The sequence below is a fragment of the Kitasatospora sp. NPDC004745 genome, from assembly GCF_042873275.1.
Taxonomy (GTDB): domain Bacteria; phylum Actinomycetota; class Actinomycetes; order Streptomycetales; family Streptomycetaceae; genus Kitasatospora.
Map to the genome: position 1 here is coordinate 64039 of NZ_JBIALK010000002.1, position 17946 is coordinate 81984.

12 protein-coding genes are annotated in these 17946 nt (G+C 73.1%); 11 read left to right on the forward strand and 1 reads right to left on the reverse strand.

The window, feature by feature from the left end; all coding sequences use genetic code 11:
- Window positions 1-170 precede the first annotated feature (170 nt).
- The 8 genes from ACFYUY_RS03740 (at window position 171) to rodA (ending at window position 9057) form a co-directional block, all read left to right on the forward strand.
- Window positions 171-1562, forward strand: a complete 1392-nt coding sequence (locus ACFYUY_RS03740) for a folylpolyglutamate synthase/dihydrofolate synthase family protein (RefSeq protein WP_360211568.1) — start codon at window positions 171-173, stop codon at window positions 1560-1562.
- 1 nt (window position 1563) lies between these two features.
- The gene (locus ACFYUY_RS03745) at window positions 1564-1914 is read left to right on the forward strand and encodes a DUF4233 domain-containing protein (RefSeq protein WP_360211566.1); all 351 of its coding nucleotides are present in this window, start codon (window positions 1564-1566) and stop codon (window positions 1912-1914) included.
- A 109-nt stretch (window positions 1915-2023) separates the two neighbouring features.
- Entirely contained in the window at window positions 2024-2437 is a 414-nt protein-coding gene (gene ndk / locus ACFYUY_RS03750; protein WP_360211564.1) for a nucleoside-diphosphate kinase, read from the forward strand.
- A 319-nt stretch (window positions 2438-2756) separates the two neighbouring features.
- Window positions 2757-3782 (forward strand): rod shape-determining protein, encoded by a 1026-nt coding sequence (locus ACFYUY_RS03755; protein WP_030256393.1) that lies wholly within the window; start codon window positions 2757-2759, stop codon window positions 3780-3782.
- Between the two features lie 95 nt (window positions 3783-3877).
- Window positions 3878-4825, forward strand: coding sequence for a rod shape-determining protein MreC (gene mreC / locus ACFYUY_RS03760; RefSeq protein ID WP_387897598.1), 948 nt, complete (start codon window positions 3878-3880; stop codon window positions 4823-4825).
- 3 nt (window positions 4826-4828) lie between these two features.
- Complete coding sequence (mreD, locus tag ACFYUY_RS03765; RefSeq protein ID WP_360211560.1) at window positions 4829-5470, forward strand: rod shape-determining protein MreD; 642 nt, start codon at window positions 4829-4831, stop codon at window positions 5468-5470.
- 57 nt (window positions 5471-5527) lie between these two features.
- On the forward strand, window positions 5528-7861 hold the full coding sequence (gene mrdA / locus ACFYUY_RS03770) for a penicillin-binding protein 2 (RefSeq protein ID WP_360211558.1): 2334 nt from the start codon (window positions 5528-5530) through the stop codon (window positions 7859-7861).
- Window positions 7858-9057: a rod shape-determining protein RodA gene (gene rodA, locus ACFYUY_RS03775; RefSeq protein WP_360211556.1), complete on the forward strand. Its 1200-nt coding sequence runs from the start codon at window positions 7858-7860 to the stop codon at window positions 9055-9057. The genes mrdA and rodA overlap by 4 nt, the downstream gene beginning before the upstream one ends.
- 129 nt (window positions 9058-9186) lie before the next feature.
- Here the strand turns inward: rodA and ACFYUY_RS03780 are convergent, their stop codons facing one another.
- Window positions 9187-10479 (reverse strand): M14 family zinc carboxypeptidase, encoded by a 1293-nt coding sequence (locus tag ACFYUY_RS03780; protein WP_387897602.1) that lies wholly within the window; start codon window positions 10477-10479, stop codon window positions 9187-9189.
- Between the two features lie 481 nt (window positions 10480-10960).
- Here ACFYUY_RS03780 and ACFYUY_RS03785 point away from each other — a divergent pair, with 481 nt between their 5' ends.
- The 3 genes from ACFYUY_RS03785 to ACFYUY_RS03795 all read left to right on the forward strand — a co-directional run bounded on the left by ACFYUY_RS03785 (window position 10961) and on the right by ACFYUY_RS03795 (window position 17901).
- Window positions 10961-12889, forward strand: coding sequence for a TIGR03960 family B12-binding radical SAM protein (locus ACFYUY_RS03785; RefSeq protein WP_387897605.1), 1929 nt, complete (start codon window positions 10961-10963; stop codon window positions 12887-12889).
- Between the two features lie 219 nt (window positions 12890-13108).
- A complete protein-coding gene (locus tag ACFYUY_RS03790) occupies window positions 13109-13870 on the forward strand; it encodes a TIGR03936 family radical SAM-associated protein (RefSeq protein ID WP_360211514.1) in 762 nt (253 codons plus the stop codon).
- Between the two features lie 431 nt (window positions 13871-14301).
- Complete coding sequence (locus tag ACFYUY_RS03795; RefSeq protein ID WP_387897608.1) at window positions 14302-17901, forward strand: ribonuclease E/G; 3600 nt, start codon at window positions 14302-14304, stop codon at window positions 17899-17901.
- Window positions 17902-17946 lie beyond the last annotated feature (45 nt).

The window sequence follows — 17946 nt, forward strand, 5'->3', positions numbered from 1 at the left end:
CGGTTCTCCTCGTGAATCAAAGGCGGAGTGACTCCTCGGGGTGCGAATCGATGCTTCGTTGCGGATCAAATCGCCAAATCAATAGTAAAGGGGGCAAACTGGAAACACCGGCCAAAGTGGCCGTTCTCACCCCGTGAGGACCGCCCGCCACCGCTCCGTAGACTGTGGTCGTGAGCGACAAGGCCGACCCGAACCCGTACACCCTCCGCCCCGCCGACGGCGACACCGGCGACGCCCTGCGCGACGTCGAGGTGGAGCTCTCCAAGCGCTGGCCGGAGAACAAGCTGGAGCCCTCGCTCGACCGGATCGAGGCGCTGATGGACATCCTGGGCCAGCCCCAGCGGTCCTTCCCCTCCATCCACATCACCGGCACCAACGGCAAGACCTCCACCGCCCGGATGATCGAGCAGCTGCTCAACACCTTCGAGCTGCGCACCGGCCGCTACACCAGCCCGCACGTGGAGACCGTCACCGAGCGGATCAGTCTCGACGGCGCCCCGATCACCCCCGAGCGTTTCGTCGAGGTCTACCGCGACATCGAGCCCTACGTGCAGATGGTCGACGCCCAGCAGCCCGTGCCGATGTCCTTCTTCGAGGTGCTGACCGGCATGGCCTACGCCGCCTTCGCCGACGCCCCGGTGGACGTCGCCGTGGTCGAGGTCGGCATGGGCGGCTCCTGGGACGCCACCAACGTCATCGACTCCGCCGTCGCCGTGATCACCCCGATCGGGCTGGACCACACCGACAAGCTCGGCGGGACCACCGGCGAGATCGCGGTCGAGAAGTCCGGGATCATCAAGTCGGGGGCCGTCGCCGTCGTCGCCCAGCAGCAGCTGGACGCCGCCCAGAACATCCTGCGGCGCGCCGTCGAGGTGGACGCCACCGTCGCCCGCGAGGGCATGGAGTTCGGCGTGATCCGCCGTGAGCTCGCCATCGGCGGGCAGCTGGTGACGCTGCGTGGGCTCGGCGGCGAGGAGTACGAGGACGTCTTCATCCCGCTGCACGGCGAGCACCAGGCGCACAACGCGGCGCTGGCGCTGGCGGCGGTCGAGGCCTTCTTCGGCGTCGGCGGCGCCCGCGGCGGGCAGCTCGACCCCGACAAGATCCGCCAGGGCTTCTCCGGCGTCTCCTCGCCGGGCCGCCTGGAGGTCGTCCGGCGCAGCCCCACGATCATCCTGGACGCCGCGCACAACCCGCACGGCGCCCGCGCCACCGTCGCCGCCCTCGGCGAGTCCTTCGGCTTCACCCGGCTCGTCGGCGTGATCGGCACCTCCGGCGACAAGGACGTGGCCGGCGTGCTGGAGGCCTTCGAGCCGATCCTCGCCGAGGTCGTCATCACCCAGAACTCCACCCACCGCGCGATGGACGTCGACGCGCTGGCCGCCCTCGCCGTCGAGGTCTTCGGCGAGGACCGCGTCCAGGTCGAGCCGCGGCTCGACGACGCCATCGCCGCCGCCGTCACCCTCGCCGAGGAGGAGGGCGACCTCGGCGGTGCCGGGGTGCTGGTCACCGGTTCGGTCATCACGGTGGGCGAGGCCCGCCTGCTGCTCGGGAGGAAGTGACATGAGGACGCTCTGTTCCTCGACGCTGATCGGCGAGGCGCTGCTGATCATGTTCGCCGCGCTGGTCGCGATGCAGCTCTCCGACGTCTCCACCGCCACCGTGTGGATCGTCAGCGGCATCGCGATGGCGCTGTGCGTGCTGCTCTGCGGCATGATCAACCGGCCCGGTGCGGTCCAGATCGGCTGGGCGCTCCAGATCGGACTGGTCGCCAGCGGCCTCGTCCTGCCGACGATGTTCGTGCTCGGCCTGGTCTTCGCCGGCCTGTGGTGGTGCTCGGTGCACTACGGCCGCAAGGTGGACGCGTTCAAGGCCGCCCGCGCGGCCGCGGAGGCGGCCGTCGCCGGCGTCTGAAGGTCCGGACCAGCGGGCGGACCCGCCGCTCACGCAAGGTAACCTCTGGCGTGTCGGCCCCCGCTCGTCGAACCGACTTCCGCCGAACCGAATCCCCAGGAGACGCACCGTGTCCCAGCGCACTCTGGTCCTGCTCAAGCCCGACGCCGTCCGCCGCGGCCTGGCCGGCGAGATCATCAGCCGCATCGAGCGCAAGGCCGGCTGGCGGCTCACCGCGGCCGAGCTGCGCACCTTCGACCGGGCGACGCTGGAGCAGCACTACGAGGAGCACGTCGGGCGCCCGTTCTACGAGCCGCTGCTGGAGTTCATGACCTCCGGCCCGTCGATCGCCCTGATCGTCGAGGGCGAGGAGGTCGTGAAGGGCATCCGGATGCTGGCCGGTGCGACCAACCCGCTGGAGGCCGGCGCCGGCACCATCCGCGGCGACTACGCGACGATCACCCGCGAGAACCTGATCCACGCCTCGGACTCCCCGGAGTCGGCCGAGCGCGAGATCAAGATCTTCTTCCCGGCCCACGCCTGAGCCGGTCCGGGCGACACGCCCGGGGACCTCGGGGCTGCCCCGGTCGGGACCATTGGCCCGGCCGGGGCATTCTTATCGTGAAATAAGCAACCAGGGGCGCCGACACGGCGTCCCAATGCTCGGAGAAGCGATCACGCTCCGGACAATGGACGGTATGCCCCACGTCGACGTCCGTACCGCGCGGCGTGACTACGATGGACGCGACTCAAGGGCCCGGTAAGGCAGCTCAGCTGGTCTCCGCCCCCGTGCGGGCGCGCGCTCTCGTCCACCCCCCATGAACTCCGAGCCCGGGAAGGCACCTCACCCCATGGCGAGCAACCTGTCGTTCATCGGCCGCGACTTGGCGATCGACCTTGGAACTGCCAACACGCTGGTGTACGTCCGGGGCAAGGGGATCGTCCTCAACGAGCCGTCCGTCGTCGCGGTGAACACCAACACCGGCGGCATCCTCGCGGTCGGCGCCGAGGCCAAGAAGATGATCGGCCGCACCCCGGGCAACATCGTCGCCATCCGCCCGCTCAAGGACGGCGTGATCGCCGACTTCGAGATCACCGAGCGGATGCTCCGCTACTTCATCCTCAAGATCCACCGCCGCCGCTACCTCGCCCGCCCGCGGGTCGTGGTCTGCGTCCCCTCCGGCATCACCGGCGTCGAGCGCCGCGCCGTCATCGAGGCCTCCTCCCAGGCCGGCGCCCGCCAGGTCCACATCATCGAGGAACCGATGGCCGCCGCCATCGGCGCCGGCCTGCCCGTCCACGAGGCCACCGGCAACATGGTCGTCGACATCGGCGGCGGCACCACCGAGGTCGCCGTCATCTCCCTCGGCGGCATCGTCACCGCCCAGTCCATCCGGGTCGCCGGCGACGAACTGGACAACGCGATCGTCCAGCACATCAAGAAGGAGTACTCGCTGCTCCTCGGCGAGCGCAGCGCCGAGCAGATCAAGATGAGCATCGGCAGCGCCTTCGGCCTGGAGGGCGAGAAGGACGAGCACGCCGAGATCCGCGGCCGCGACCTCGTCAGCGGCCTGCCCAAGACCGTGGTCATCTCCGCCGCCGAGGTCCGCGAGGCCATCGACGAACCGGTCAACTCGATCATCGACGCGGTGAAGACCACCCTCGACCAGTGCCCGCCCGAGCTGGCCGGCGACGTCATGGACCGCGGCATCGTGCTCACCGGCGGCGGCGCCCTGCTGCGCGGCCTCGACGAGCGGCTGCGCCGCGAGACCGGCATGCCGATCCACATCGCCGAGAACCCGCTCGACTCCGTCGCGCTCGGCTCCGGCAAGTGCGTCGAGGAGTTCGAGGCGCTCCAGCAGGTACTGGACGCCCAGCCGCGCCGTTAGCACCGACGAGACATCCGACACTCAACTGAACGGGCCGCCGCCCGAGCCCCACAGCCCGGGCGGCCGGCCAGGTACGAAGGGGCAGTACCAGCACCGTGAGGGACACACGAGAGAGCCGGCTGCTGCTCATCCTGCTGGTGGCGGTCGCCTTCGCACTCATCACCGTGGACATCAAGGGCGGTGAGGACTCCCCGCTCGGCGGCGCCCGGCACGCCGCCGCCAGCGTCCTCGGCCCGGTCGAACGGGGCGCCGCCACCGTCGTCGACCCCGTCGCCGACACCGTCCGCGCCTTCCGCGACGCCGCCACCGACAGCGGCCGCACCGACCAGCTCGCCCGCGAGAACACCGAACTGCGGCAGAAGCTGGCCTCCTCCGACATGGCCACCGGGCGCACCAAGCAGCTCGACGACCTGCTGCGCACCGCCGGTGCCGGCGGCTACACCGTCAAGGCCGCCCAGGTCATCGCGATCGGCCCGGCCCAGGGCTTCTCCTGGACCATCACCATCGACGCCGGCAGCGACGACGGACTCGCCCGCGACATGACCGTCATCAACGGACAGGGCCTGGTCGGCCGGATCACCACCGTCGCCCCGACCACCGCCACCGTGCTGCTCGCCTCCGACCCCGGCTTCTCGGCCGGCACCCGGCTGGAGGGCAGCGGCGAGATCGGCTTCGCCTCCGGCGGCGGCACCAGCCCGATGAAGGTCTCGCTGCTCAACGGCAAGGCCCAGGTCAAGAACGGCGACCGGCTGGTCACCTTCGGCTCGCAGAGCGGCCGCCCCTTCGTGCCCGGCGTGCCGGTCGGCAAGGTGGTCGAGGTCGAGGCCACCCCGGGCCAGCTGACCAAGACCATCATGGTCGAGCCCTTCGTCCAGTTCACCCGGCTGGACCTGGTCGGCGTGGTGGTCGTACCGCCGCGCACCGACCCGCGCGACGGCGTCCTGCCGCCGGCCCAGGCCCAGAGCCCGGCCGCCGCACCCGCCCAGGGACAGGCCCCGGCCGCCTCCGCCGCCCCGCCCGCCAAGCCCACTGGGGGGAACTGAGCCATGCGCCTCGCCCGCATCCCCGTCTCCGCCGTCCTGATCCTGCTCGGCCTGATCCTGCAGGTCAGCGTCTTCGGGCGGCTCCAGCTGCCGGGGGCCACCCCGGACATACTGCTGCTCGTCGTGGTCGGCCTCGCCATGGTCTACGGGCCGTCCGGCGGCTGCCTGGTCGGCTTCTCGGCCGGCCTGCTGGCCGACCTCGCCCCGCCCTCCGACCACGCGATCGGCCGCTACGCCCTGGTGCTCTGCCTGATGGGATACGCCGCCGGGCTGCTGCGCCCGGAGCACGGCCGCCAGCGGTCCGTCTCCAGCGCGCTGCTGGTGGTGGCCGCCGCGGCGGTCGCCTCCACCCTGCTCTACGCGATGGTCGGCGCCCTCGTCGGCGACACCGCCGCCCGGCACGTCGGCCTCGGCGGCCTGGTGATCAGCGCCCTGCTGTACGACCTGCTGCTGGCGCCCTTCGTGGTGCCGCTGGTCATGCTCGTCGGCCGCCGCTTCGGGCGCGACCCGGTGACCGCCGCCAGCGGCGACGACGAGGGCGGCCCCGGCCTGGGCACGCTGGCCCGCTACCGCACCACGCGCGAGGTCTCGACCGGCCCGTCCTACAAGAAGCGCCGCGTGCCCGGCTTCGCCAAGCGCCCGTAACCGGCCCCGCCCCGGCCCCCGACCTCCCGACTTCCCGCACCCAGGAGCGCACGAGACGTGAGCAACATCCCCGAGACCGGCCGTACCCGGCGGGTGACGATCCGTCTGGTGGTGCTGCAGATCCTGGTGCTGTCGCTGCTCGCCACCCTCGGCGGACGGCTCTGGTACCTGCAGATCCGCAACGCCAGCGTCTACACCGCCAAGGCGACCGGCAACCACATCCGCGAGGTCGTCGAACCGGCCGTCCGCGGCGAGATCCTGGACGCCTCCGGGCGGATCCTGGCCGGCAACGAGACCCGGCTGGTGGTCTCCGTCAGCCGCACCTCGCTGCTGCAGCAGAAGGACGGCGGCAAGGCCGTGCTCACCCGGCTCGCCGAGGTGCTGGGCATGCCCGCCAAGGACGTGCAGGAGAAGGTCCGGCTCTGCGACGCCAAGACCCCGCAGCCCTGCTGGAACGGCTCGCCCTACCAGCCGATCCCGGTCACCAAGGAGGCGACCACCCAGCAGGCGATGCAGATAATGGAGCGCCGCGAGGACTTCCCCGGGATCACCGCGCAGCCCACCGCCGTGCGTCGCTACACCGGTGCCGAGGGCGCCAACATGGCCCAGGTGCTGGGCTACCTCTCGCCGGTCACCGACGAGGAGGTCAGCAAGACCGCCGACAAGACCGGCCTGGACCGCTACCTGCCGGCCGACCAGATCGGCCGGGCCGGCCTGGAGTCGGTCTACGACCGCGACCTGCGCGGCACCGCCGGCATCACCCAGCTCGAGGTGGACAACCTCGGCCGGGTCATCGGCACCGCCGGCACCGCGGCCCCGCAGACCGGCAACAACCTGGTCACCAGCATCGACGCCCGGGTGCAGAAGGTGGTCGAGGACAACCTGGCCCAGGCGATGGCCGACGCCCGGAAGACCTTCGACAAGGTCACCAACCGCAACTACGAGGCCGACTCCGGCGCCGCCGTCGTGATGGACGTGCACACCGGGCGGATCGTCGCGATGGCCAGCGCACCGACCTACGACCCCAACCTCTGGGTCGGCGGCATCACCGGCAAGGACTACCAGTCGCTGACCAGCAAGGACTCCAACTTCCCGCTGCTGAACCGGGCCATACAGGGTCAGTCCGCCCCCGGCTCGACCTTCAAGGTCATCTCCACCACCGCCGCCGTGCAGGCCGGCTACTCGCTCGACGGCCGGTACGACTGCCCGAAGAGCATGACCATCGGCGGCCGCGAGTTCAAGAACTTCGAGAGCGAGAACTTCGGCGCGATCTCCCTGGAGAAGGCCCTGGAGGTCTCCTGCGACACCGTCTTCTACGGCCTCGCCTACGACCAGTGGATGAAGGACGGCGGCATCAAGCCGAAGAAGGACCCGGGCGACTGGTTCTTCAAGACCGCCCACCAGTTCGGCCTCGGCGCCAAGACCGGCATCGACCTGCCCAGCGAGGTCACCGGACGGGTGCCGGACCGGCAGTGGAAGCAGTCCTTCTTCGACAACAACAAGGACGCCTGGTGCAAGCAGGCGGAGAAGGGCGGCACCAGCTTCTCCGACCAGATCGCCCGGGAGAACTGCGTCGACGGCTACCAGATGCGCGCCGGTGACGCCGTCAACTTCGCGATCGGCCAGGGCGACACGCTCGTCACCCCGGTCCAGATGGCCCGGATCTACTCGGCGCTGGCCAACGGCGGCACCTTCTACCGGCCGACCGTCGCCAAGGCCGTGATAAGCCCGAGCGGGGATCTCGTCCGCGAGATCGCCCCGCACGAGGACGCCAAGTTCCCCGGCGACCAGAAGCTGCTGAGCTACATCGACCAGGCCACCGCGGGCGTCATCACCAGCGGCACCGCGGCCTGGAAGTTCGCCGGGGCCGGCTGGCCGCAGAACAAGATCGAGCTGCACGCCAAGACCGGCACCGCCGAGGTCGAGGGCAAGCAGACCACCTCCTGGCTGACCACGTACAGCAAGGACTACGCGGTCGTCATGACGATAAGCCAGGGCGGCACGGGCTCCGGCGGCTCGGGTGACGCGATCCGACGGATCTACCAGGCCCTCTACGGCGTCGACGACAAGGGCAACATCGACAACGGCAAGGCGCTGCTGCCCGCGCCGCAGACCGAGCTGCCGAAGTTCAACCCGGACGGCACCGCCGTCATCAAGCCCGCCGCGTACACCGTCACCGCCGACCCCGCGCGCGGCACCGCCGCCGACCCGGCCCTGCCGGGCGCCGCGCAGGCCGCTCCCGCGCCGCTGACCCTGTCGGCCGTGCAGGACCTGCCGGCCGCGGCCCCGGCCTTCCTCGACCCGCCGCAGCCGGCCGACCGGCCCGTCCTCGGCACCGCGGCCGGCGCCGCACTCGAACCGAACCGCGGCCCGGGAAGGGGGCGGGCATGACCTCCTACGGCTCGTACCGGCAGCTGCGGCTGGCCCCGCAGCGCAGCGGGGTCTCCAAGGCCCTCGCCAAGGACTCCCCGCTCTGGCGGCTGGACTGGATACTGCTGCTGGCCGCGCTGGCCCTCTCGCTCGGCAGCTCGCTGCTGGTCTGGTCCGCCACCCGCGGACGCGACTCGCTCACCCACGGCGACCCGCAGTACTTCCTGTACCGGCACCTCACCAACCTGGTGGTCGGGCTGGTCCTGTGCGCGGTGGTGATAGGCATAGGGAGTCGGCGCTTCCGCACGCTGGTGCCGTTCCTGTACGTCGGCGTGATCCTCATGCTGCTCGCCACGCTCAGCCCGCTCGGCTCGACCATCAACGGAGCGCACTCCTGGATCCAGCTGGGCGGCGGCTTCTCGATCCAGCCCGCCGAGTTCGCGAAGCTGGCGATCGTGCTCGCGATGGCGGTCGTGCTGTCGGACCAGGTGGACGCCGGGGAGCGGGAGTACCCCTCGCACCGGGCGGTGTTCCGCGGCCTGGTCTGGGCCTGCCTGCCGATGTGCATAGTGCTGCTGATGCCGGACGCCGGCTCGGTGATGGTGATGGCCGCGATCGTGCTGGGCATCCTGCTCGGCTCGGGCGCCGCCAACCGCTGGGTGCTCGGGCTGCTCCTGGCCGGCGCGGGCGGCTGCGTGGCCATCTGGAAGCTCGGCGTGCTCAGCAAGTACCAGATCGACCGCTTCGCCGCCTTCGCCAACCCGCAGCTGGACCCGTCCGGCGTGGGCTACAACACCGCGCAGGCCAGGATCGCGATCGGCTCGGGCGGCCTGACCGGCAAGGGGCTCTTCCACGGGACGCAGACCACCGGGCAGTTCGTCCCGGAGCAGCAGACCGACTTCGTGTTCACGGTGGCCGGCGAGGAGCTCGGCTTCGTCGGCGCGCTGGCGATCATCGTGCTGGTCGGCGTGGTGCTGTGGCGGGCCTGCCGGATCGCCCGCCAGGCGACCGACCTGTACGGGACGATCGTGGCGGCCGGGATCATCGCCTGGTTCTCCTTCCAGGCCTTCGAGAACATCGGGATGTGCCTGGGCATCATGCCGGTGGCCGGCATCCCGCTGCCCTTCGTCTCCTACGGCGGGTCGTCGATGTTCGCGGTCTGGCTCGCGGTCGGGCTGTTGCAGGCGGTGCGCAGCCAGCGGCCGATAGCGGCCTGACCGGCACGTCGGCCCGCCGGCGCGGCCGGCCCGTTCACCGGGGCCGGTCCGGGAGTCCTCCCGGGCCGGCCCTCGGCGTTCCCGCCCGGTCGTGCGCCCCCACGGGGGCCGGCGGCCGGGCGGGCGCGGTCAGAGCAGGCAGTCGGCGGCCGCCAGCACCGTCCTGGTCTGGTGGGCGACCTGCGTGCGCACCGGCACCCACTGCGCGCCGAACCCGGCCCGCAGCCGGTCCAGGCTCTCGGCGGCCACCGCCCCGGCGCGGACCCGGGCCGCCTCCACCGCCGGACCGCCGGTGTCCGCCAGCAACCGCAGCAGCATCGACGCCACCCGCAGCGGGATCCGGGCCGCCACGATCCCGGCCGCCGTCACCCGGGACACCGTGAGCGGCTCCGCGCACCAGCGCGCCACCCACTCGTCCGCCACCGCCGGGCAGACCTCCAGGGTGAACTCCGCCGCGCGCACCAGCTCGCCGTGCGCCGCCCGGGTGTGCGGGGGCACCAGCGCCAGCAGGCCGGACAGCTCCTCGGCGCGCTCGCGCAGCGTGCGGGCCGCGTCGCCGACCGTCCGCTCCACCGCCGGGTGCGGTCGGCCGTCGGCGACCGCCTCGACGGCCCACATCGGCACCTCCAGCACGGCCGTCACCCCGCCGTGGCGCCCGGCGTAGGACCAGGTGGACAGCTCCGGGCGGTCCGGCAGCGCCCTGGATCGGTCGGCGCCGTCGGCCGAGGGCATCAGGTAGGTGCCCGGCGAGGGGCTGGCCCAGCCGATCGCGTCGAAGGAGTCGACGTCCGGCGGGATGCCCGCGCGGCGCACCGAGCAGGCGAACTGCTCGGGCAACCCCGGTACCGGAGCCGTCAGTTGGACGAAGGCACCACCGAAGTCCACGCCGTGCAGCGAGCACTGCAGGAACGGGCGCAGCTCGTCGATCAGGCCGGTCAGCACCAGGCTCTCCGGCATCGGCGGGAGGCCGGAGCCGGGGGCCGGCAGCAGTTCGGGCTGCTCGGTGAAGGAGGGGCGGAAGAAGTGCTCGTAGTGCCGGTCCATGGTGAGCGGGCCGTCCAGCCAGCCCGCGTTGAGCGCGGCGCCGTCCGGGTCCAGGCAGAGCAGCAGGTGCCAGGAGACGCCCGGCCGGGCCGGGCGGTCCAGCAGCAGCCCGGCCAGCCGCAGCGCGCTGGCCGTCCCCACCGGCTCGTTCGGGTGCGGCCCGCCGACCACCAGGACCGCGCGCGGCCCCCGGTCGACGGAGAGCAGCAGCAGCGGGCGCCCGGCCCGGGAGCGGCCCGCCTCGCGCAGCCGGCACCGCTCGGGGTGGCGCAGCGCGAGCCGCCGTGCCGCGGCCTCCGTCTGTGCCGCGGTGGGGTAGCGGGCCGGCCGGGTGTCGAGGGGCCGGGAGGGACGGATCCGCCGGTCGGTGTCGGTCATGGTTCTCCTTGGGCGTCCTTCCGGTGCACCCGCGGGCCCCGGTCGCCGGGCCGCCGGGGAGCGGGCCGCACCGCCGGACGCGGCCTGCGCAGCCGGGGACGGGGGCGCTGCGGGCCGGGAACGGGTCGCCGGGGTGAGGGAGTCGGCGAGGGCCTGAGCGTACGGCCCAACTCCCCTGTCCGGAAGGGGTGCAGAGGTCTCTGACGGCGCCCTGTCAGTACCGCACGGGCGCTCCGGACATGTCAACGGCGGACGGCGCGGGCCGGCGGGCGCGCACTGCGCGTGCCGGGGGGCAGGCGCCCGCGGGGAGGGTCGCGCCGGAGCGCGGGCGGGGCTCCGGCGCGGGAGCGGGGCGGGAGCGGGGCGCGGTGTGCGGCCGGAAGGCCGTTCCCCGGATTGGGCTACCCTTGAGGGTCACCCCTCCCAGCCGTCGCCTGTCGATGCGCGCGGCACCGAATCACGTCGTAAGGGTTCCTAGTACATGACTGTCGAATCGGTCTTCCCACGCCTGGAGGCCCTCCTCCCGCACGTCCAGAAGCCGATCCAGTACGTCGGCGGCGAGCTGAACTCGACCGTCAAGGACTGGGACGCCTGCGACGTCCGCTGGGCGCTGATGTACCCCGACGCCTACGAGGTCGGCCTGCCCAACCAGGGCGTCATGATCCTCTACGAGGTGCTCAACGAGCGCGAGGGCGTGCTCGCCGAGCGCACCTACAGCGTGTGGCCCGACCTCGAGGCGCTGATGCGCGAGCACCGGGTCCCGCAGTTCACCGTGGACGCGCACCGCCCGGTCAAGGCCTTCGACGTCTTCGGGCTGTCGTTCTCCACCGAGCTCGGCTACACCAACATGCTGACCGCGCTCGACCTGGCCGGCATCCCGCTGGAGTCCAGGGACCGCACCGACGAGGACCCGATCGTCCTGGCGGGCGGCCACGCGGCCTTCAACCCCGAGCCGATCGCGGACTTCATCGACTGCGCGGTCGTCGGCGACGGCGAGCAGGCCGTGCTCGACATCACCGACATCGTCCGCGCCTGGAAGGCCGAGGGCCGCCCCGGCGGGCGCGACGAGGTGCTGCTGCGCCTGGCCCGCACCGGTGCGGTCTACGTGCCGCGGTTCTACGACGTGGAGTACCTGGCCGACGGCCGGATCGGCCGCGTCGTGCCGAACGCCCCGGGCGTGCCGTGGCGGGTGTCCAAGCACACCGTGATGGACCTCGACGAGTGGCCCTACCCGAAGCAGCCGCTCGTCCCGCTCGCCGAGACCGTCCACGAGCGGATGTCCGTGGAGATCTTCCGCGGCTGCACCCGCGGCTGCCGCTTCTGCCAGGCCGGCATGATCACGCGCCCCGTGCGGGAGCGAAGCATCACCGGTATCGGCGAGATGGTCGAGCGCGGGCTCAAGGCGACCGGCTTCGAGGAGGTCGGCCTGCTGTCGCTGTCCAGCGCCGACCACACCGAGATCGGCGACATCGCCAAGGGCCTGGCCGACCGCTACACCGACGACAAGATCGGCCTGTCGCTGCCGTCCACCCGCGTCGACGCCTTCAACATCGACCTCGCCAACGAGCTGTCCCGCAACGGTCGCCGTTCGGGCCTCACCTTCGCCCCCGAGGGCGGCAGCGAGCGCATGCGCAAGGTGATCAACAAGATGGTGTCGGAGGAGGACCTGATCCGCACCGTCGCCACCGCCTACGGCAACGGGTGGCGCCAGGTGAAGCTGTACTTCATGTGCGGCCTGCCCACCGAGACCGACGAGGACGTGCTCCAGATCGGCGAGATGGCGAAGAACGTCATCCAGAAGGGCCGCGAGGTCACCGGCCAGAACGACATCCGCTGCACCGTCTCCATCGGCGGGTTCGTGCCCAAGCCGCACACCCCGTTCCAGTGGGCCCCGCAGCTGTCCGCCGAGGACACCGACGCCCGCCTGGCCAAGCTGCGCGACTCGATCCGCGGTGACCGCAAGTACGGCAAGAACATCGGCTACCGCTACCACGACGGCAAGCCGGGCATCATCGAGGGCCTGCTCTCCCGCGGCGACCGCCGGGTCGGCGGCGTCATCCGCGCGGTCTACGAGGACGGCGGCCGCTTCGACGGCTGGCGCGAGCACTTCTCCTACGACCGCTGGATCGCCTGCGCCGAGAAGGGCCTGGCCGGCACCGGCGTCGACGTCGACTGGTACACCACCCGCGAGCGGACCTACGAGGAGGTGCTGCCCTGGGACCACCTGGACAGCGGCCTCGACAAGGACTGGCTGTGGGAGGACTGGCAGGACGCCCTGGAGGAGTTCGAGGTCGACGACTGCCGCTGGACCCCGTGCTTCGACTGCGGCGTGTGCCCCCAGATGCAGACGGAGATCCAGATCGGCCCGACCGGCAAGAAGCTGCTGCCGCTGAGCGTCGTCAACAAGTAGTCCCCGGGTCCGACGACCCCCGGCCGGAACGCTCCGGCCGGGGGTCGTCGGCGTACGGCTGACCAGGGGCGGAGCGAGGGGGGCGGCGGGGCGCGTACCCTTTGAGGTGACAGAGTCCGGACCGTGGCGGCAGTTCGCCGCGCCGGACGGGGACAACTGACTAAGGACTGAGCGACCCTGGCACGCCGTACGCCCGACGGTCCGCCGCCCGCGCCGACGGTGCAGCGGATCCGTCTCCGCTACACCAAGCGCGGCCGGCTCCGCTTCACCAGCCACCGCGACTTCCAGCGCGCCTTCGAGCGCGCCCTTCGCCGGTCCGCCGTGCCGATGGCCTATTCGGCCGGCTTCACCCCGCACCCGAAGGTCTCCTACGCCAACGCGGCCCCGACCGGGGTGGCGAGCGAGGCGGAGTACCTGGAGATCGGTCTGGCCGCCCTGCGCGACCCCGAGGAGCTGCGGGCGCAGCTGGACGAGTCGCTGCCGCCCGGCCTGGACGTGATCGACGCGGTCGAGGTGCGGACGCCGAACTTCGTGGAGCGCCTGGAGGCCTCCGAGTGGCTGGTCCGGCTGGACGGCGTCGAGCCGGACGAGGCGGCCGGCGCGGTCAAGGCGTTCCTGGCCGAGGAGCGGGTCGAGGTCGAACGCACGACCAAGAACGGCGTGCGGGTCTTCGACGCGCGCGGCGCCGTGGCGGCGCTGGACCTCGTCCCGCCGCAGGTCGACGGCGGTGCGGACACGGCCGCCGGAGCGGACCACGATGTTCGGACCGGCCGTCCCTGTGCGATACTGCGGCTGGTAGTACGACACGCCACACCCGCCGTACGACCCGACGACGTATTGTCCGGTCTCCGTGCGACGGCCGACCTGGCGCCGCCGGTCCCCGCAGAGGTGACCAGGCTGGCGCAGGGGCCGCTCGACGAGGAGACCGGCACGGTGACCGACCCGCTGGCGCTCGACCGCGCCGCGGCCCCGGCCGGCTGACGGCCGCCGGGGTGCGCGGGGCCGCGTCCGCCTGACGGGCGGAGGCCGGGCCCAGTGCCTCACTGGGCCCGACGGTCCTCCAGGTTCCCGCGGCTCCCCAGGGGAGCGAGCGTCGTCGCAGCACAGGCCGGCCACCTGCGGCCCGCCGACCAGGATGGTCGGTGGGCCCGGGAACCCCGTCCGGGAGCCACCCGGGGTTGGGGGACGGCGCAGCTTGGGAAAACCTCAGAAGACTGGTCAGACCAGAAGACTTTCGACACCCCGCCGAGGGCGGGGCGCCGAGCGAGACTACGAGCCCCTGTGCGGCCTCGCGTCCGCGCGGCGGCACCGTGAATGGGTCCGGCCCGAGCATCGTCGCGATGCCGGCCGGCCGCCCGTGCCGTGCCGTGCCCGGATGCGGAGCCCGGGGGCCTGACGGGAGATCCACCCGCATGCTCGATAACACCGATCCGCAGCAGACCGCGGCCACGGAACAGAACGAAACCGCCCCGACCGGCGGCGAGGGCGCGTCCGCGGCGCCGCCGCGCCGCCGCCGTCGCGCGGTGTCCCGCCCCGCGGGCACTCCGCAGGGCGCGGCCACCGAGGCCGCCGAGACGGTCGTCCCGGCCGAGGCGCCCGCCGCCGAGGCCGCGGCGGCCGAGGCCGCTCCGGCCGCCGAGCCGGTGGCCGAGAAGCCCGTCCGGGCCCGTCGCACCCGCAAGCGTGCCGAGGCCCCCGCAGGGACCCCGGAGGCGGCCGAGGCCGTCGCCGCCGAGCCGACCGCGGCGAAGGCGGCCAAGGCGGCCGAGAAGGCCGTCGAGGAGCCCGCCGAGGCCGCTCCGGCCGCCGAGCCGGTGGCCGAGAAGCCCGTCCGGGCCCGTCGCACCCGCAAGCGTGCCGAGGCCCCCGCCGGTACGCCGGCCGCCGCCGAGACCCCGGCCGAGGAGCCCGTCGCCGCCCCGGCGCAGGCCGAGGAGCCCGCCGCCGAGGCCGAGGAAGCCCCTGCGGCTCCGGCCCGCCGGGCCCGTCGCCGCCGCGTGGTCGAGGCCGCGCCGGTCGTCGAGGCGCCGGTCGAGGAGCCCGCCGCCGAGGAGCCCGTCGAGGAGGAGCCGGTCGAGGAGGCCGCGGCCGTCGAGCCCGAGCCCGCCCCGGCGCCGGTCGCCGAGCCGACCGGCCGGGTGCGCCGCCGTGCCGTCCGCCCGTCCACCGCGATCTTCCAGGCCCCGGTGTTCCAGGAGCCGGCCCCGTACGTCGCGCAGCCCGCGGCCCAGCCGCAGCAGCCGGCCGCCGCCGCCCCGGCCCAGGCCGAGGAGCCGGCCGTCGCCGAGCGCGAGGAGGACGAGTTCGAGTACAGCGGCGTCGGCCGCCGCCGTCGCGTGCGCACCTCAGTGCGGGTGCAGCCGCCGACCCGCTCCAAGGGCGGGCGGGCCGTGAAGGCCGCCGAGCGCGCCGCGGAGAAGGCCGAGCGGGCCGAGCGCGCCGCGGAGAAGGCCGCCGAGAAGGCCGCCGAGGCTCCGGTCGAGACGCCGGCCGTCGAGGCGCCCGTCGTCGAGGCCCCCGTCGCCGGTCCGGAGACCGAGGGCGACTGGGAGGAGGACGGCCGTCCGTCGCGCCGTCGCCGCCGGGGTGGCCGCCGCCGTCGCCGCGGCGAGTCCGAGGACTTCGAGAACGAGGCCCTCGAGACCGAGCAGCCCGCCGCCGAGGAGCCGGCCGAGGCCGCCGACGAGGAGGGCGACGAGGACGACGACCTGGCCGCCGGCCTGTCCTCCTCGCGCCGCCGTCGCCGCCGTCGCCGCCGCAGCGGCGAGGCCGGTGCCGTCGAGACCGCCGAGACCACCGAGGACGGCGTCCGCACGGTCGTGAAGGTGCGCGAGCCGCGCCGCCGCTCCACCGAGCCGTCCTTCGACCCGGACGAGGTGCAGTCCATCAAGGGCTCGACCCGTCTGGAGGCCAAGAAGCAGCGCCGCCGCGAGGGCCGCGAGCTGGGCCGCCGCCGGGTGCCGATCATCACCGAGGCCGAGTTCCTGGCCCGCCGGGAGTCCGTCGAGCGCGTCATGGTGGTGCGCCAGAACGGCCAGCGGACCCAGATCGGCGTCCTCGAGGACGGCGTGCTGGTCGAGCACTACGTGAACAAGGAGCAGGCCACCTCGTACGTCGGCAACGTCTACCTGGGCAAGGTCCAGAACGTGCTGCCGTCGATGGAGGCCGCGTTCGTCGACATCGGCAAGGGCCGCAACGCGGTGCTGTACGCCGGTGAGGTCAACTTCGGCGCGCTGGGCGGCCACGGCGGCCCGCGCCGGATCGAGTCGGTGCTGAAGTCCGGCCAGTCCGTGCTGGTGCAGGTCTCCAAGGACCCGATCGGCCACAAGGGCGCCCGCCTGACCAGCCAGATCTCGCTGCCCGGCCGTTACCTGGTGTACGTGCCCGAGGGCTCGATGACCGGCATCTCGCGCAAGCTGCCCGAGAACGAGCGCGCCCGCCTGAAGCAGATCCTCAAGAAGATCGTCCCGGACGACGCGGGCGTCATCGTGCGCACCGCCGCCGAGGGCGCCTCCGAGGAGGAGCTGACCCGCGACGTCCAGCGACTGCAGCAGCAGTGGGAGGACATCCAGAAGAAGGCCGCGACCGGCAACGCCCCCGCGCTGCTGTACGGCGAGCCGGACATGACCGTCCGGGTCGTCCGCGACATCTTCAACGAGGACTTCACCAAGGTCATCGTCTCCGGCGACGAGGCGTGGAACACCATCCACGACTACGTCTCCAACGTGGCCCCGGACCTCGCCGAGCGGCTCCAGCGGTGGACCTCCGAGGTGGACGTGTTCGCCACCTACCGGATCGACGAGCAGCTGATGAAGGCGCTGGACCGCAAGGTCTGGCTGCCCAGCGGCGGGTCGCTGGTGATCGACCGCACCGAGGCGATGGTCGTCATCGACGTCAACACCGGGAAGTTCGTCGGCCAGGGCGGCAACCTGGAGGAGACGGTCACCCGGAACAACATCGAGGCGGCCGAGGAGATCGTGCGCCAGCTGCGGCTGCGCGACCTCGGCGGCATCATCGTGATCGACTTCATCGACATGGTGCTGGAGTCCAACCGCGACCTGGTGCTGCGCCGCCTGCTGGAGTGCCTGGGCCGGGACCGGACCAAGCACCAGGTGGCCGAGGTCACCTCGCTGGGCCTGGTCCAGATGACCCGCAAGCGGGTCGGCCAGGGCCTGCTGGAGTCCTTCTCCGAGCCGTGCGTGCACTGCAACGGCCGCGGCGTGATCGTCCACATGGAGCAGCCGAGCACTCACGTCCACACCCCGGTCGCGCCGGCCGTCGAGCCGGCCGCGGGCAGCGGCAAGCGCCGCCGCCGGGGCAAGGGCGGGGCGGCCCACGAGGAGCCGCAGGCCGTCGAGGCCGCCGTGACCGAGGCCGAGGTCGAGGCCGATGCCGAGCTCGCGGTCGAGCCGGTGCGCGAGGAGATCGAGGGCCAGCTGGCCCTGGAGGTCCCGGGCACCGAGGAGTCGGCCGAGGCCCCGGCGGCCCAGCCGGACCTGGTCGAGATCCCGGCCGTCACGGCGGCCCCGGCCGGCCGCACCCGCCGCCGCGCGGTGCGCAAGGCGACGGCTCCGGCCGGTACGCCGGGCGGTGCCGAGATCGTGGTGCTGCAGGCGCGGGCCGACGCGGCGCTGGAGGCGGCCCTGGAGGCCGCCGCCCCGGCCGCCGAGCCCGTGGTGGCCGTCGAGGCCCCCGCGGCCGAGTCCCCCGCCGCCGAGGAGCCGCAGGCCGTCGAGGTCGCGGAGACCGAGGCCGGGGCCGTCGCGGAGACGGAGGCCGTCGAGGCCCCCGCCGCCGAGGCCGCGGTCGAGGGGTCCGCGGTCGAGGAGTCCGCGGAGGAGGCGCCGGCGCCCAAGAAGCGGGCCGCCCGCAAGACCGCCGCGAAGAAGACCGCCGCCAAGAAGACGACCGCGGCGGCCAAGAAGACCACCGCCCGCAAGACCGCCACCAAGCGGACGAGCGCGGCGGCCAAGAAGGCCGCGGCGGCCGAAGGTGATACGGCCGCCGAGTAGTGCCCCGGCCCGGGGCGGGACCCTTCCCGCCCCGGGCCGTACGGG

Excerpts from the sequence above, each read along its gene's own strand:
- ACFYUY_RS03745 (WP_360211566.1), top strand. The coding sequence starts at position 1,564 with ATGAGGACGCTCTGTTCCTCGACGCTGATCGGCGAGGCGCTGCTGATC.
- mreD (WP_360211560.1), top strand. The coding sequence starts at position 4,829 with ATGCGCCTCGCCCGCATCCCCGTCTCCGCCGTCCTGATCCTGCTCGGC.
- rodA (WP_360211556.1), top strand. The coding sequence starts at position 7,858 with ATGACCTCCTACGGCTCGTACCGGCAGCTGCGGCTGGCCCCGCAGCGC.
- ACFYUY_RS03780 (WP_387897602.1), bottom strand. The coding sequence starts at position 10,479 with ATGACCGACACCGACCGGCGGATCCGTCCCTCCCGGCCCCTCGACACC.
- ACFYUY_RS03785 (WP_387897605.1), top strand. The coding sequence starts at position 10,961 with ATGACTGTCGAATCGGTCTTCCCACGCCTGGAGGCCCTCCTCCCGCAC.
- ACFYUY_RS03795 (WP_387897608.1), top strand. The coding sequence starts at position 14,302 with ATGCTCGATAACACCGATCCGCAGCAGACCGCGGCCACGGAACAGAAC.